Consider the following 13,469-nt stretch of genomic DNA (forward strand, 5'->3'; position numbering starts at 1 on the left):
AATTGCGGGGGCAGGATTTGAACCTACGACCTTCGGGTTATGAGCCCGACGAGCTACCAGACTGCTCCACCCCGCGATGATATAAGCTGCAAATGCTTGTCTTTTTGCGGCACAAGAAATATTTTAACACGGTCTTTATGCATTTGCAACCCTTTTTCTGAGAAGGTCTACTCTTTATTCGGAAAAACGAGCAAATCTTGAACCTTTACCTACGCCTCGCGCATTGGTTTCACAGCCTTTGCGTTATGCCGGAAAGTAAAAACGCCATGGCCTTTAAAGGATAGCCATGACGTGATTTTTTATTCTTTTATTTTCTGATTAGCGAAATGGATTGCGCACCTCAATGGTTTGTGTGCGGTCCGGACCGACAGAGAACAGTGACAAACCGACTTGAGTCAGTTGTGCAATGCGTTCAATATAGTGACGCGCATTCGCCGGAAGTTCAGACAATGATTTTGCTCCGGTGATGTCTTCTTTCCATCCAGGCATTTCTTCGTAGACCGGTTCGCATTCGGCAAGGACATTCAGACTTGCCGGGAACTCTTCAATCAGCTTGCCTTTATATTTATAAGCTTTGCAGATTTTTACCGTTTCAAGTCCGGTAAGAACATCGACACAGTTAAGGGACAGATCCGTCAAACCGCTGACACGGCGTGAATGGCGGACAACCACACTGTCAAACCAGCCGACGCGGCGCGCCCGCCCGGTTACCGTTCCGTATTCATGGCCCACTTCACGAATTTGATCGCCAATCTCATCCTCTAATTCGGTTGGGAACGGACCATCGCCAACACGTGTTGTATAAGCTTTCGCGCAGCCGACAACATGATTGATTTTTGACGGACCGACACCGGCACCAATCGTCACACCACCGGCAACTGGGTTGGATGACGTTACAAATGGGTACGTGCCTTGATCAATATCAAGCATGCATCCTTGAGCGCCTTCAAACAGCACGCGTTTTCCAGCGTCAAGTGCGTCATTCAGAACAACGGACGTATCGCACACGAGCGGTTTCAGGCGTTCACCATAGCCAATATATTCATCATAGATGTCCTTAATATCAAAGCCTTCGCTGTCATAAAATTTCTCGAGAAGACGGTTCTTTTCTTTCAAGTTCTTTTCCAGTTTCGCACGGAATGTTTCCGGCTCAAGAAGGTCCGCCATCCGAATACCGACACGTGCCGCCTTGTCCATATATGCAGGGCCGATTCCCTTCTGTGTTGTGCCGATTTTGGATGTGCCCTTGCTTTCTTCTTCGAGCATATCCAGTTTCAAGTGGTACGGGAGGATCAGATGCGCGCGATTGCTGATCCGCAGATTCGTCGTGCGCACACCGCTTTCCATCATATAATCCAGTTCCTTGCACAACGATTTTGGATTGATCACCATACCATTGCCCAAAACGCAGATCTTTTCGCTGTATAGGATCCCTGACGGCATCAACCGTAATTTATAGGTTTTGCCGTTCCAAACAATGGTATGCCCGGCATTATCTCCGCCTTGGTAGCGCGATACTACTTCCGAGTTTTCCGAAAGGTAGTCGGTAATCTTGCCTTTTCCTTCATCGCCCCACTGTGCGCCAACAACAACAACAGAAGACATTCATTTAGCCCCCAACTTTTAAAAAATAATATTTTAGTTCACTAAAGCCACTGTCTAGTCTAACAGGTAATTGCTTGAAAAGTCAATGTGGACACGAACATTAACAGGGTTATAATTATTTTTATTCGGATTCACGATATAATTCTACTCATGCACCACGCGGAACATCCTCATCACTGTGTTTCCGATCAATATTCACGAATTTGCTGTACTCTTTAACAAAGGCCAATTCCACCGTACCAACCGGACCGTTTCGCTGCTTGGCAATGATAATTTCAATGATGTTCTGTTTTTCGCTTTCCTTGTTGTAGTAATCATCGCGATATAAGAAGGCAACAACGTCGGCATCCTGCTCAATACTTCCGGATTCACGGATATCGCTCATCATCGGCCGCTTGTCCTGACGTGCTTCGACACCACGGGACAGCTGGGACAGCGCGATAACCGGGACGTCTAGTTCTCTGGCCATCTGTTTCAACATTCGCGAAATTTCCGAGACCTCTTGCTGCCGGTTTTCCTGACGGCCGGAACTCCCCGAGCCCATGATTAGCTGAAGATAGTCAATGACAACCATATCCAGACCTTTTTCCTGCTTCAGGCGGCGGCATTTTGAACGGATATCGTTGACCCGCACACCAGGGGAATCATCGATATAAATGCCGGCACGTGACAGACTGCCCATCGCCATCGTCAGCTTTTGCCAGTCCTCATCTTCCAGCTTTCCGGTTCGCAGTTTTTGCGCATTAATATTCCCTTCTGCACACAACATACGCATCGCCAATTGTTTGGCTCCCATTTCAAGACTGAATATCGCCACATTGGCCTCATTCTTAATGGCAACATTCTGAGCAATATTTAACGCAAAAGCCGTTTTTCCGACCGATGGACGGGCAGCGACGATGATCAGATCGCTTTTTTGAAAGCCTGCTGTCATCCGATCGAGTTCCAGAAAACCGGTCGGTGTCCCGGTAACATCATCCTGCCTGCTCTGAAGCATTTCAATGTTATCGTATGTTTCCATCAAAACATCTTTAATGGCCTGAAATTCACCGCTGCGCTTTCTTTCGGCAACCTCCAGTATCCTGCGCTCCGCATCATCAAGCACGGTTTCGATGCCGTCCTCGCTTGTGTAGCCCTCGGAAACAATTTGCGTCGCTGTTCGAATCAGACGGCGAAGGGTTGCTTTCTCCGCCACAATCGAACAATAGTACTCGATATTTGCAGCGGTTGGTGCGGAATCGGCCAGTTCGGCGAGATAGGAAACGCCGCCGACCTCTTCCAGCCGCTTCGAGGACTGAAGGGCATTGGTGACCGTGACAACATCAACCGGTTCATTCTTTTCCGAAAGCTCAAGCATGACGGAGAAAATGAGCTGGTGGCTTGTGCGGTAAAAGTCTTCAGGAATCAACACTTCCGACGCAGTGATCACCGATGAAGGTTCTAGGAAAACGGCGCCGAGAACAGCCTGTTCGGCTTCCATATTATGGGGCGGAATCCGATCCGCAAATAAGTCACTCATGTCGCTCCTCCTTTAGAAAATTCCGGTTTCACACGCATCTCTCAATGCACAGTAATAACCGTAAAAATCCGCCAAACGCACAGACGCGCCGGGCGGATTCAAGGCTTATTCTTCAGTGACATGAACCTTTACCTTAGCAAGAACTTTCGGATGAAGCTTCAACGGTACGTCGGTAAAGCCCAGTGTCCGAATCGGTTCCGGCAAATCAATTTTGCGTTTATCAATGCTGATATCCGCCTTTTTCAAGGCTTGCGCGATTTGTTTGCTGGTAATTGAACCGAACAACCGACCGCCTTCACCGGATTTTGCTTTCAGCTCAATCGTCATTTTTTCAATTTTTGCTTTGAGTGCTTCTGCCCCATTGCGTTCATTTTCTGCGCGTTCTTTTTGCTTCTTTTTTTGCGCATTTAACATGCTTAAGCTCCCCTTGTTTGCTTCTACTGCCACATTTTTGGGGAGGAGATAGTTGCGTGCATAGCCTTCGGAAACCTCTTTAATTTCACCGGCTTTTCCCTTTCCTTTGACATCTTTCAAGAATATCACTTTCATTTAGGACAAACCTCCTTCAAGATACAAATCGACCGCTTTTTTCACGCGATCCACGGCCCCTTCCAGCGTGATGTCCGCCATCTGAGTCGCCGCATTATTTAAGTGACCGCCGCCGCCCAAGCTTTCCATAATGATCTGAACATTCATATCGCCAAGCGACCGGGCACTGACACCAATCAATCCATCTTTGCGTTTGCCGATGACAAACGAAGTCCGGATCCCTTCCAGCATCAGTAACGTATCGGCTGTCTGCGCAAGCAGTACCTGATCGTAGGTTTGATCTGCTTCACCCACTGCAATTGCAGCATTCGATTTATATAATTCGGTCTTTCGAATCAATTTTGCCCGCTGATTGAATTGATCCAAATCATCACTGAGAAATTTCTGCACCAGTATTGTATCGGCGCCATGTGCGCGCAAATACGAAGCGGCATCAAATGTTCGAAAACCGGTGCGCAGCGTGAAATTTTTCGTATCCACCGCGATACCACCGAGCATTGCCGTTGCTTCAATGACGTCAAGCGGCCGTTCATTCGGTTGATACTCAAGTAGCTCTGTAACCAATTCAGCTGTTGAGGATGCATAAGGCTCCATATAGACCAAAACGGAATCTTTAATAAATTCTTCTGCGCGCCGATGGTGGTCGATGACAACGACGCGATGTACATCAGCGAGCAGCGATGGCGCGGCAACCATGGACGGTCGATGCGTATCCACCACAACCATCAAGGTACGTTTGGTCATCTGATCCGCCGCACGTTCTGCGGTAATAAAATTGGACCATAAATTTTTCTGCTTTTTCAATTCTTCAATGAGTTTGGAAATCCCGGAGACATTGTGCGCATCATCCATAATAATCTTGGCGCTCCGCCCATTGGCATGGGCTATTTTCAAGATACCGATGCACGAGCCAATTGAATCGAGGTCAGGTGCCTGATGGCCCATAATCATAACCTGATCGCTTTCCAGCATCAATTCAGACAGCGCATGTGAAATCACGCGAGCACGTACACGGGTGCGTTTTTCAACCGGGTTTGATTTTCCGCCGTAGAAACGAACATCACCATCCGGACGTTTGATTACCGCTTGATCGCCGCCGCGTCCAAGACCCAAGTCCAAAGCAGATTGCGCGTAGCTCCCCAAATCTTCCAAAGAAGTGCTTCCCGCACCGACGCCAATACTCAAAGTCAACGGGATATGACTGAGCGGAACGGTGATTTCTCGAACCTTGTCCAGAATCGAGAAATGTTCATCCTCAATTGCCTGAAGCAACCGTTCGTTCAAAACAGCTAGAAAGCGGTCTGAAGCAGTTCTGCGCAAGTAAATGCCGTGTTCAGTCGCCCAATTTTTAATAATAGAAGTCGTCTCGTTATTAATTGTACTGCGCACCTGATCTTCCAGACCTTGCGTCACTTCATCATAATTATCAAGGAAAATGAGAGCCAGAACCGTTTTTTCATTGTAGTAGTGCTTCTTAATTTCCAACGTATCCGTGATATCGTTAAAATAAATCAGCCGGTCCGAACGTCTTAAACGCACCCGGTACTGGCGATCATTAATCGAAATAATCGTCGATTCGTTATCCGAAGCAATCAGCTTCACCAACTGTTCGGAAATCTCGCTCAACGGGCGGCCGATCACGGTTCGTGCTTCTTCATCAGCAATCGCATTCAGGGAAGTATTGCACCACTCGACCCGGTTTGATTCATCATAGAGCAGAATCCCGATCGGCATATTCAGTAATACTTCATCGCCGACTTTTTTTATCCGGTAAGACAAACCGGCCACGTATTGAACCAATTCCCTGTCAAATTGTCGCTCATTGACCAAGAACCACGAGACCGACAGAATCAGAAGCACAAGTCCGGCGAGCGACAGCAGCCAATTTAAGAAAGCAATAAAGACAAGAAACAGTAGACAAAGGAGACCGATTACGATCAAAAAATCGCCGCGCCACCGATGTTTAAATTGATTCGCCAAAATGTGTCAGCTCCCACAGGCCGCATGAAAATGCTACGGTCACGCCTCAAAACATTCCTTTAAAAACGAATGATCATAAGGCAGTACACGTCATCATGCTTCATTTTGCGTGCACAAACAGCCGTTACCGTTTGCTCGCAAAACTGAAACGGCCAGATCAATTATGACTTTTTCGACCAATCCTCTTGCGAAGATCGAAACCCAAGTCAATTATACCCAATATACGTACCAATTGCAGTAGCAAGAATCCAAACATACCGATGAGGATGGTTAGTGTAATCGGCACAATTAACGGGAATTTTTTCATATGCGCATAGTAATAAATCAAACTGAGTCCCTGAACTGCAAGCAGAATTTGTAAAATCACATCAATATTGAGCACAGCTGTAAACAGTGGCGTTTCCTGATCGATACCGAACCAGCCGATAAAAAGAACCGCCAGATACAGCCAGATAATGCTTCTCGGCACTTGCCAGAGACGGAACGGCACCCAGCGCGGCGCATCAATCTTTAATTTGCGTAAAATCGGCAAGGCAATTAAAATCACAATGAAGGCATAGAAAACTCCGGCCATGATCAGGATCACCGGCGTCAGAAGAAGCAAATGATTCATTTGCGTCCGAATTTGCGCCATTAGTTCATCTGCATTTTGCTCCATCATCGGCTGCATCTGCTGAATGGTTTGATTGAGCGAATCATTGAGATTCGACTGGAAAACAGTTACCGGGTTAAAGTGAAAAGCCAGAACGGAAATTGCCAAATAAACGATCAGCACGACAATGTTGGTCAGGCTGCCGGCAAGTAGCAAGGCAAATGCGGATTTTTTTGCCTGCAACATGTAACCCAGCGCCCCACCTAATATCATGAAGAAAATTGGCAATAGCGAATAGAGCGAATGATCTGCAAAAACCAAGAACAGAACACCCAACGCGAATGTACATAGTGATGCTTTCCAACCGTCTTTTGCGCCAAGATACATTAACGGAAGTGGAATCAACCATATCGAAAGTAAAGACAAATACGGTACGAAAAAGGTAAAAACAAGCAACAAATATAATAAAATCACAGCAAGCGCCCCGCGAAGCAGAACGTTTCGATCAGTCATAATGACACCCCTCAGGCTTAGGCTGGACGGTTTGAACAACCGCCTTTAAACACGTTCGTATGGGCTTCATTATGCCCAAATGCCCCAAATACAGGCAGAGAAGAGAATGGGGAATGACGATTTTGCATCAGCGCAAGCGCTTCCCAACATCGACAAAATAAGCGGGAAATCCCATGCCTTTCATTATAATACAAAAACACTTTTGATTTAAAGACCAAGTTGTTTCTTGCATTTTATTGATCAGATTCATATAATAAAACTGTTATTTACTGCGTAAGTAAGCGTTTCACTATTATAATCCTCATCTTATCTTCGCCTGTTTCTATTCCCGGCGGCCTTTTTGATGGATGAGCGAGAGCTGGTATTCCCATGGGCGTACAAACCATTACAAATAAATTTTTAAAAAGGCGATCCGCGTGCGGATTGCCTTTTCTGTTTCCTAAATTGCCTCAAGCAAACAATTTAAGGAGCGTGAATCATTATGACCTATGAAGGCCCAAAAGCATTGCTTACCGCATGGGTCAGTCTGGTAAGCAACCTACTTCTGACATTGCTTAAACTGATCTTTGGATTGGTTTTCCATAGCACCGCACTTGTCGCCGATGGCGTCCATAACGGGGGCGATGTGATCGCCTCAATTGCAACAATCGGTTCCATGAAACTTTCTAACCACCCGGCAGATCGCGAACACCCCTACGGGCACGGCAAGGCAGAGGATCTGTCCACAGCCTTTATCTCGATTATTCTGATTGCTGCGGCCTTGTTTCTCACCTTTGAAGCGATTAAAGCGCTCTTTGCCCCTGCTTCACCAATCAGTGTCTGGGCATTCGGGGCAGCGCTTGTATCCGCCTTATGGAAGTGGCTATTGTATCGATACACAAACAAAGCCGCCGTACGTTATCACAGCAAGAGTCTGCGTGCGACAGCATCGGATCACCTTGCCGATATTTATGCATCGATTGCTGCAGCCATTGGTTTGGGCATTAGCTGGATTGGAAGCATCCTGCATATTCCTTACACCCACTACGGTGATCCACTTGCCGGTATTGTGGTCTCACTTTTGATTTTTCGAATTGCGGTAATCATGATTATCAAAGCATCGAATGTATTAATGGAGAGCAGTGTTGACGCAACGACCCAAGAAAAGTACAGCGCCGTGATCCTCTCCTTTCCTGAAGTCAAAAAAATAGACATTCTCCGTGCCCGTGAACACGGGAATGCCGTATTGATTGATGCGCAAATTCGCATCCCAGGTTCCTACACCATTCAGGAAGGGGATGACTTAACCGAAGCCATACGCTCAAAGATGTTGCAAGCCTATCCAGATGTTGAAGAAGTATTGATTCATATTAATCCTTGGTACGAAGACCAGGAATTAGTGGAACCGGACTCTGTCCCTCACTTGGATCAGAAATGACGAAATTCACTTTTTCGTTTATAGTATTAGTAACGAATTAGAGAGATCTTTAACGCTTAGTCGCGGCTAAAGATTTCCACCCCGAGGTGAACATACAATGGATGAACAAATTGGCATTACTGTATTTGTTGGCACAGAAGAACTATCCGTATCGATTGATGACGTTCAGGAAGTTATTGAGCCTGTTCCTGTTCTGAGTGTACCTGTGACACACTGCTTTTTTACGGGACTCATTTCATTAAGAGGAGCGATTATTCCGCTTGTGGATTTGCACTCTGTTTTACATGAATCGCCGAGTCTTTTTACGAATAAAGATAAAAAATACATCATCTGCCGTTCGGGTCAAAAAAGTATTGCCATCTACATTGACTCCGTCGGCGACACTTTTTCCTTCACTTCCGATCAAGTCAGCGCCCCTGCAAACGACAAGACGGTACTCCAGCAATTGGTAAGCGGGCAAATTCGCTTAGCAGATCGGGAATTGCCGCTGCTTTCTATTGCGCGCGTCATTGCTTACACGTCAGAACTGAATGCAAAACAGCGTGAGCAACTAGGCTATCTTGCGGTGCACTGATTGATTTTTTAATGAAGGAACAACCTTTAACAGGAGGAGTTGTTTATGGGGATTCATAAATATTTTCAAAGCTTATCGGACCTGGAAGGCATTTACCGCTGTCCAGGTGTTTTTAAATATCAAGAACATTCCGTAGCCAGTCACTCATTTAAAGTGGCGACCATTGTTCAATTTCTCGCAACAGTCGAAGCTGAAAACGGACAAAATATAGACTGGAAAACCGTTTATGAAAAAGCAATCAACCACGACTATTCCGAACTGTTTACCGGTGATATTAAGACGCCCGTGAAGTACGCTCTTCCGAAACTTCGCGAGTTGTTCTCTCAAGTTGAAGGATCAATGACGCAGGAATATTTGGATAAAGAATTTCCGGAACCGTTTCGCTCGGAGTATGAAGCACGCTTTAAAGAAGGAAAAGATCGCTCGCTTGAGGGACGGATTCTGGCTGTTGCCGATAAAATTGATCTGCTCTATGAATCCTATGGTGAGATCCAAAAGGGCAATCCAGAACCACTTTTCTTTCAGATCTATAAAGAAGCCCTTTCCTCAATTATACAGTTCAATGATATGGTCTCCGTACGCTATTTCATTGATGTGATTCTCAAAGAAATGATCGAGGAGGAAATCACCTCGCATACACGCATTAAATCCATAACCCTGCATTTATTGAAAGATGATCTACATCGGCACTAATTCATCTTGGCAATACCAGTCCGAATGTTCTTAGCTCGCCCATCGATTAAACAACAGCCCCATCGAAGGTTTGAATCTTTGATGGGGCAGCACATTTTGCTTGATTCCCCATCAAATCTTCCCTATGATAAAGTAAATGTGTCTGTTTTATGACAAAAGGGGTTGCCTGATATGCAAAAACAAGTGGACATTCAGGATGTCAAAGACAACGCGCGCCATAATAAGCGTTACATCGTGTCCATTCTTTCTTTTTCTATGGTTGCAGACGCGCTGATCCTGTTGCTTTTCTTCGCACCGTTCATCGGATATAAAGGGCATATTGGATTTGATGTTTACCTGCTTCCTCGATTTAATGCAGTATTTAATAGTTTTACTTTTATTTTTCTTGTCGCCGCACTGCTCGCGATTATGAAGAAGAAAATTAATGTTCATCGCGGATTTATTCTTGCCGCATTTACATCAACATTGCTTTTCTTGGTCTCGTATCTGGCCTTTCACTACCTTGCCCCGCCGCCGCATTACGGAGGCGTCGGCATCATCCGCCCGATCTATTTCTTTATCTTGATTACGCACAGCGCACTGGCCGCTTTGGTCGTTCCGCTCGCTCTGCTTTCTCTTGTATGGGGCTGGACGATGCAAGTGAACAAACACAAACGGATTGTGCGCTGGACGATGCCAATCTGGCTCTATGTCAGTCTGACCGGCGTTATTGTGTACCTCATGATGGCACCTTATTATTAAGCGAAAGAGAAAATCCTCGCAGAATTTGCGAGGATTTTTGCGCTTCATGGTGCAAGAAAAATCGAGCAAAAAGTGCCCGGTCCTTACTTCCGCAGGATGCGGTGGCTTTCGCGTTGCATACAGAACGTACTTTCACAGGATGTGATGGCTTTCGCGTTGCATACAGGACGTACTTTCACAGGATGTGATGGCTTTCGCGTTGCATACAGGACGTACTTTCACAGGATGTGATGGCTTTCGCGTTGCATACAGGACGTACTTTCACAGGATGTGATGGCTTTCGCGTTGCATACAGGACGTATGCGCACTTAGCGAAAGTTCCCTTAGGAAAGTTCCTTTACAATCAGGAAAGTTCCTTTTACTCTGAATGCGGCTTTCATTCATCAATGATATGCTTAAACATCGCTTCAGTTACTCGCTTGCCGCGGGACGTCCAGGAGTCGCCTCAGACAGGCAGGAATCTGCAGGATCTCCTTTGGCCTGCTCTCCCGCAGGCGCCAGAGCGCTTACGTGTCTCACAAACTGACTTATTGATGTCATAACCGCTAATCGTCGTACCAGCAAAGCCAAATCACAAACTTTCTTTGCCCGCAAAAAAGAGGTTGAACAAGAATCGAATTCCTGTCCAACCTCTTTCTTATTCGTGATCATTCCGTTGTGTACGGAAGCAGAGCCATTTGACGAGCGCGTTTAATCGCGCGGGTCAGCTGACGCTGGTATTTCGCACTTGTTCCAGTTACACGACGAGGCAAAATCTTTCCTCGTTCAGAAATAAAACGACGGAGCAGATCAACGTCTTTATAATCAATGTAAGTAATGTGGTTAACCGTAAAGAAACATACTTTACGGCGTTTGCCACGAGAACGACGTACAGCCATATTCGGCACCTCCCTATTTTCTTTTGCATGCATCATTAGAACGGCAGATCGTCATCCGATATATCAATCGGTTTACTGTCGCCGGCGAAAGGATCATCAAAAGAAGGAGCGCCCTGGTCTTGGCCGGCACCATTCATTGCATTATTGCTCGATGGTGCAAAGCCGCCGCGCTGCTGGTTGGCCGGTGCTGAAGGAGCACTTGGGGCGTAATTACCACCATTGTTATTTCTTGATCCTTTTGGTTCAAGAAATTGAACGCTGTCGGCAACTACCTCAGTCACATAAACCCGCCGGCCTTCATTATTCTCATAATTGCGTGTCTGAATGCGGCCGTCAACGCCGGCAAGACTTCCTTTTTGCAGGAAATTAGCAGCATTTTCGGCTTGTCTTCTCCAAACAACGACAGGAATAAAATCGGCATCTCGTTCCCCTTGTTGGTTCGAAAAAGGGCGGTTTACCGCAATGGTAAAACTCGTTACAGCGACACCGTTCGGCGTATAACGCAATTCAGGATTCTTCGTCAGCCGCCCAACCAAAACAACGCGATTGATCATCAGGAACATTCCCCTTTCTTTTCAAGTCGATTATTTCGCTTCTTCAGGTTTGCGTTCGTCTTTAATCGTCATGAAACGGAGCACGTCATCGTTGATCTTAACAAGACGATCAAATTCATTGATGGCTTCGCTGCCTGCATTGACATACAGAACAGTGTAGACGCCCGTATTCAAGTCATTGATTTCATAGGCCAAACGTCGTTTGCCCATTTCCTTGACTTCCTTGATTTCGGCGCCGTTGTTCGTCAGAATGGAAGCTAACTTTTCCTTAACGGATTTTTCCTGTTCTTCTTCCAGATCCGGACGAAGGATGTACATAATTTCGTATGCGCGCACTATCATTCACCTCCCCTTGGACTAAGCGGCTCCACTATGGAGCAGAGAGCAAGTTTTCTCACTCATAGGTAAAAATAATACCATAGATTTCTCTTTCAATCAAGTTTATCAGACATTAAATCGGAAGTTGACAATGTCTCCGTCCTGCATGATATACTCTTTTCCTTCCAGACGAAGTCTTCCCATTTCTTTTGCTGCGTTTTCCGATCCCGCTGTGATTAGATCATCATAGGAAACAATTTCAGCACGGATAAATCCGCGTTCAAAATCCGAATGGATGATGCCAGCTGCTTGCGGTGCTTTCGTCCCTTTTCGGAACGTCCAAGCGCGCACTTCTTTTTCTCCTGCCGTAAAGTACGTAGCAAGCCCAAGAAGATCATAGGATTTAGCGATCAGCCGATCCAATCCGGATGCGTCAAGACCCAGCTCTTCAAGGAACACCTTCTTTTCTTCACCATCAAGCTCAGCGATTTCAGATTCAATGCGTGCTGAGATTACGACCACTTCTGCACCATCTTTTCTTGCATATTCCTTAACCGCTTGCACATGTGGATTCTGATCCGGTTCCGCCACATCGTCTTCCGAGACATTTGCGACATAAAGCACCGGTTTTTTGGTCAGAAAATTAAATGGTTTCACTGCAGCTTCTTCATCATCGGTCAGTTTAACATGACGTGCAGGTTTTCCTGCCTCAAATGCCTCTTTCAACTTTTCAAGGGCAGAGAATTCAATAATCGATGCTTTATCTTTTTGTTTCGCTAATTTTTCTACACGGTCAATTCGCTTAGTTACTTGTTCCATATCCGCCAGCACGAGTTCGAGATTAATCGTCTCAATATCGTCGATGGGATCGATTTTCCCCGAAACATGCGTGATGTTTTTATCTTCAAAACAGCGGACAACATGTGATATCGCGTCAACCTGACGTATGTTCGCCAAAAATTGGTTGCCCAGTCCTTCACCTTTGCTGGCGCCTTTAACTAATCCTGCAATATCGGTGAATTCAAAGGTCGTTGGGATCGTTTTCTTAGGATGGTACATTTCCGTCAAACGATCCAGTCGTGCATCGGGCACACTGACAATACCGACATTAGGTTCAATGGTACAGAATGGGTAATTGGCCATTTCTGCTCCAGCTTGCGTAATTGCATTAAACAAAGTCGATTTTCCGACGTTCGGCAAACCAACAATACCTGTTGTCAAACTCATTTGCGTTCAACCCCCTGGGTTATCTTCCGAGTGCTTACCCGTTCTAGTTTACTTCTTTCACTTGCGTTCGTCATTTTCTTCTGCTTTAACGCCGTGTTCAAGAATTTTTTTGATTTTGCGCTGAAATTCGCTTCTTGGAAGCATGACACTGTGCCCACAACCGAGACATTTAATGCGTATATCCGCACCCATGCGAATGATCTTCCATTTATTTTCGCCGCATGGATGAGGCTTTTTCATTTCAACAACGTCATTCAAGTCAAAATTGATTCGTTGATTCGGCATAGTCCTTCCCCTTTCAAGGCATGG

At 45.9% G+C, this 13,469-nt stretch carries 14 protein-coding genes and 1 tRNA gene; 4 read left to right on the top strand and 11 right to left on the bottom strand.

Annotated features, from left to right (window positions below):
* Nucleotides 1–2: 2 nt before the first annotated feature.
* The 6 genes from K7399_RS13105 to K7399_RS13130 all read right to left on the bottom strand — a co-directional run bounded on the left by K7399_RS13105 (nucleotide 3) and on the right by K7399_RS13130 (nucleotide 6,758).
* Nucleotides 3–76, bottom strand: a tRNA-Met gene (locus tag K7399_RS13105).
* 242 nt (nucleotides 77–318) lie between these two features.
* The gene (locus tag K7399_RS13110) at nucleotides 319–1,605 is read right to left on the bottom strand and encodes an adenylosuccinate synthase (RefSeq protein ID WP_010027373.1); all 1,287 of its coding nucleotides are present in this window, start codon (nucleotides 1,603–1,605) and stop codon (nucleotides 319–321) included.
* Nucleotides 1,606–1,753: 148 nt separating this feature from the next.
* Nucleotides 1,754–3,124 carry a replicative DNA helicase gene (gene dnaB / locus K7399_RS13115; protein WP_010027372.1) on the bottom strand — a complete coding sequence of 457 codons (1,371 nt, stop codon included), beginning with the start codon at nucleotides 3,122–3,124 and terminating at the stop codon, nucleotides 1,754–1,756.
* 105 nt (nucleotides 3,125–3,229) lie between these two features.
* Entirely contained in the window at nucleotides 3,230–3,673 is a 444-nt protein-coding gene (gene rplI / locus K7399_RS13120) for a 50S ribosomal protein L9 (RefSeq protein ID WP_028978116.1), read from the bottom strand.
* Nucleotides 3,674–5,653, bottom strand: a complete 1,980-nt coding sequence (locus tag K7399_RS13125; RefSeq protein WP_128167257.1) for a DHH family phosphoesterase — start codon at nucleotides 5,651–5,653, stop codon at nucleotides 3,674–3,676.
* A 157-nt stretch (nucleotides 5,654–5,810) separates the two neighbouring features.
* The gene (locus K7399_RS13130; RefSeq protein WP_010027209.1) at nucleotides 5,811–6,758 is read right to left on the bottom strand and encodes a YybS family protein; all 948 of its coding nucleotides are present in this window, start codon (nucleotides 6,756–6,758) and stop codon (nucleotides 5,811–5,813) included.
* Between the two features lie 481 nt (nucleotides 6,759–7,239).
* Between K7399_RS13130 and K7399_RS13135 the strand changes: the two genes are divergently transcribed.
* The 4 genes from K7399_RS13135 (at nucleotide 7,240) to K7399_RS13150 (ending at nucleotide 10,183) form a co-directional block, all read left to right on the top strand.
* On the top strand, nucleotides 7,240–8,175 hold the full coding sequence (locus tag K7399_RS13135; RefSeq protein ID WP_028978118.1) for a cation diffusion facilitator family transporter: 936 nt from the start codon (nucleotides 7,240–7,242) through the stop codon (nucleotides 8,173–8,175).
* A gap of 97 nt (nucleotides 8,176–8,272) precedes the next feature.
* A complete protein-coding gene (locus tag K7399_RS13140) occupies nucleotides 8,273–8,749 on the top strand; it encodes a chemotaxis protein CheW (protein WP_028978119.1) in 477 nt (158 codons plus the stop codon).
* Between the two features lie 45 nt (nucleotides 8,750–8,794).
* Entirely contained in the window at nucleotides 8,795–9,442 is a 648-nt protein-coding gene (locus K7399_RS13145) for an HD domain-containing protein (protein WP_028978120.1), read from the top strand.
* 171 nt (nucleotides 9,443–9,613) lie between these two features.
* A complete protein-coding gene (locus tag K7399_RS13150) occupies nucleotides 9,614–10,183 on the top strand; it encodes a DUF420 domain-containing protein (protein ID WP_037564048.1) in 570 nt (189 codons plus the stop codon).
* A gap of 647 nt (nucleotides 10,184–10,830) precedes the next feature.
* Here K7399_RS13150 and rpsR read toward each other — a convergent pair.
* The 5 genes from rpsR to K7399_RS13175 form a co-directional block, all read right to left on the bottom strand.
* On the bottom strand, nucleotides 10,831–11,061 hold the full coding sequence (rpsR, locus tag K7399_RS13155) for a 30S ribosomal protein S18 (RefSeq protein ID WP_028978122.1): 231 nt from the start codon (nucleotides 11,059–11,061) through the stop codon (nucleotides 10,831–10,833).
* A 35-nt stretch (nucleotides 11,062–11,096) separates the two neighbouring features.
* A complete protein-coding gene (gene ssb / locus K7399_RS13160; protein WP_028978123.1) occupies nucleotides 11,097–11,615 on the bottom strand; it encodes a single-stranded DNA-binding protein in 519 nt (172 codons plus the stop codon).
* A gap of 30 nt (nucleotides 11,616–11,645) precedes the next feature.
* Nucleotides 11,646–11,951, bottom strand: a complete 306-nt coding sequence (rpsF, locus tag K7399_RS13165; protein ID WP_028978124.1) for a 30S ribosomal protein S6 — start codon at nucleotides 11,949–11,951, stop codon at nucleotides 11,646–11,648.
* A gap of 108 nt (nucleotides 11,952–12,059) precedes the next feature.
* The gene (gene ychF / locus K7399_RS13170; protein ID WP_028978125.1) at nucleotides 12,060–13,160 is read right to left on the bottom strand and encodes a redox-regulated ATPase YchF; all 1,101 of its coding nucleotides are present in this window, start codon (nucleotides 13,158–13,160) and stop codon (nucleotides 12,060–12,062) included.
* A 57-nt stretch (nucleotides 13,161–13,217) separates the two neighbouring features.
* The gene (locus tag K7399_RS13175; RefSeq protein WP_028978126.1) at nucleotides 13,218–13,445 is read right to left on the bottom strand and encodes a DUF951 domain-containing protein; all 228 of its coding nucleotides are present in this window, start codon (nucleotides 13,443–13,445) and stop codon (nucleotides 13,218–13,220) included.
* Between the last annotated feature and the right edge of the window lie 24 nt (nucleotides 13,446–13,469).

Origin of the sequence: Sporolactobacillus terrae, from assembly GCF_019930545.1 — a bacterium.
GTDB classification, from domain to species: Bacteria; Bacillota; Bacilli; order Bacillales; family Sporolactobacillaceae; genus Sporolactobacillus; species Sporolactobacillus terrae.

Excerpts from the sequence above, each read along its gene's own strand:
- rplI (WP_028978116.1), bottom strand. The coding sequence starts at position 3,673 with ATGAAAGTGATATTCTTGAAAGATGTCAAAGGAAAGGGAAAAGCCGGT.
- dnaB (WP_010027372.1), bottom strand. The coding sequence starts at position 3,124 with ATGAGTGACTTATTTGCGGATCGGATTCCGCCCCATAATATGGAAGCC.
- ssb (WP_028978123.1), bottom strand. The coding sequence starts at position 11,615 with ATGATCAATCGCGTTGTTTTGGTTGGGCGGCTGACGAAGAATCCTGAA.
- K7399_RS13150 (WP_037564048.1), top strand. The coding sequence starts at position 9,614 with ATGCAAAAACAAGTGGACATTCAGGATGTCAAAGACAACGCGCGCCAT.
- K7399_RS13145 (WP_028978120.1), top strand. The coding sequence starts at position 8,795 with ATGGGGATTCATAAATATTTTCAAAGCTTATCGGACCTGGAAGGCATT.
- ychF (WP_028978125.1), bottom strand. The coding sequence starts at position 13,160 with ATGAGTTTGACAACAGGTATTGTTGGTTTGCCGAACGTCGGAAAATCG.
- K7399_RS13140 (WP_028978119.1), top strand. The coding sequence starts at position 8,273 with ATGGATGAACAAATTGGCATTACTGTATTTGTTGGCACAGAAGAACTA.
- rpsR (WP_028978122.1), bottom strand. The coding sequence starts at position 11,061 with ATGGCTGTACGTCGTTCTCGTGGCAAACGCCGTAAAGTATGTTTCTTT.
- K7399_RS13135 (WP_028978118.1), top strand. The coding sequence starts at position 7,240 with ATGACCTATGAAGGCCCAAAAGCATTGCTTACCGCATGGGTCAGTCTG.
- K7399_RS13130 (WP_010027209.1), bottom strand. The coding sequence starts at position 6,758 with ATGACTGATCGAAACGTTCTGCTTCGCGGGGCGCTTGCTGTGATTTTA.
- K7399_RS13110 (WP_010027373.1), bottom strand. The coding sequence starts at position 1,605 with ATGTCTTCTGTTGTTGTTGTTGGCGCACAGTGGGGCGATGAAGGAAAA.
- K7399_RS13175 (WP_028978126.1), bottom strand. The coding sequence starts at position 13,445 with ATGCCGAATCAACGAATCAATTTTGACTTGAATGACGTTGTTGAAATG.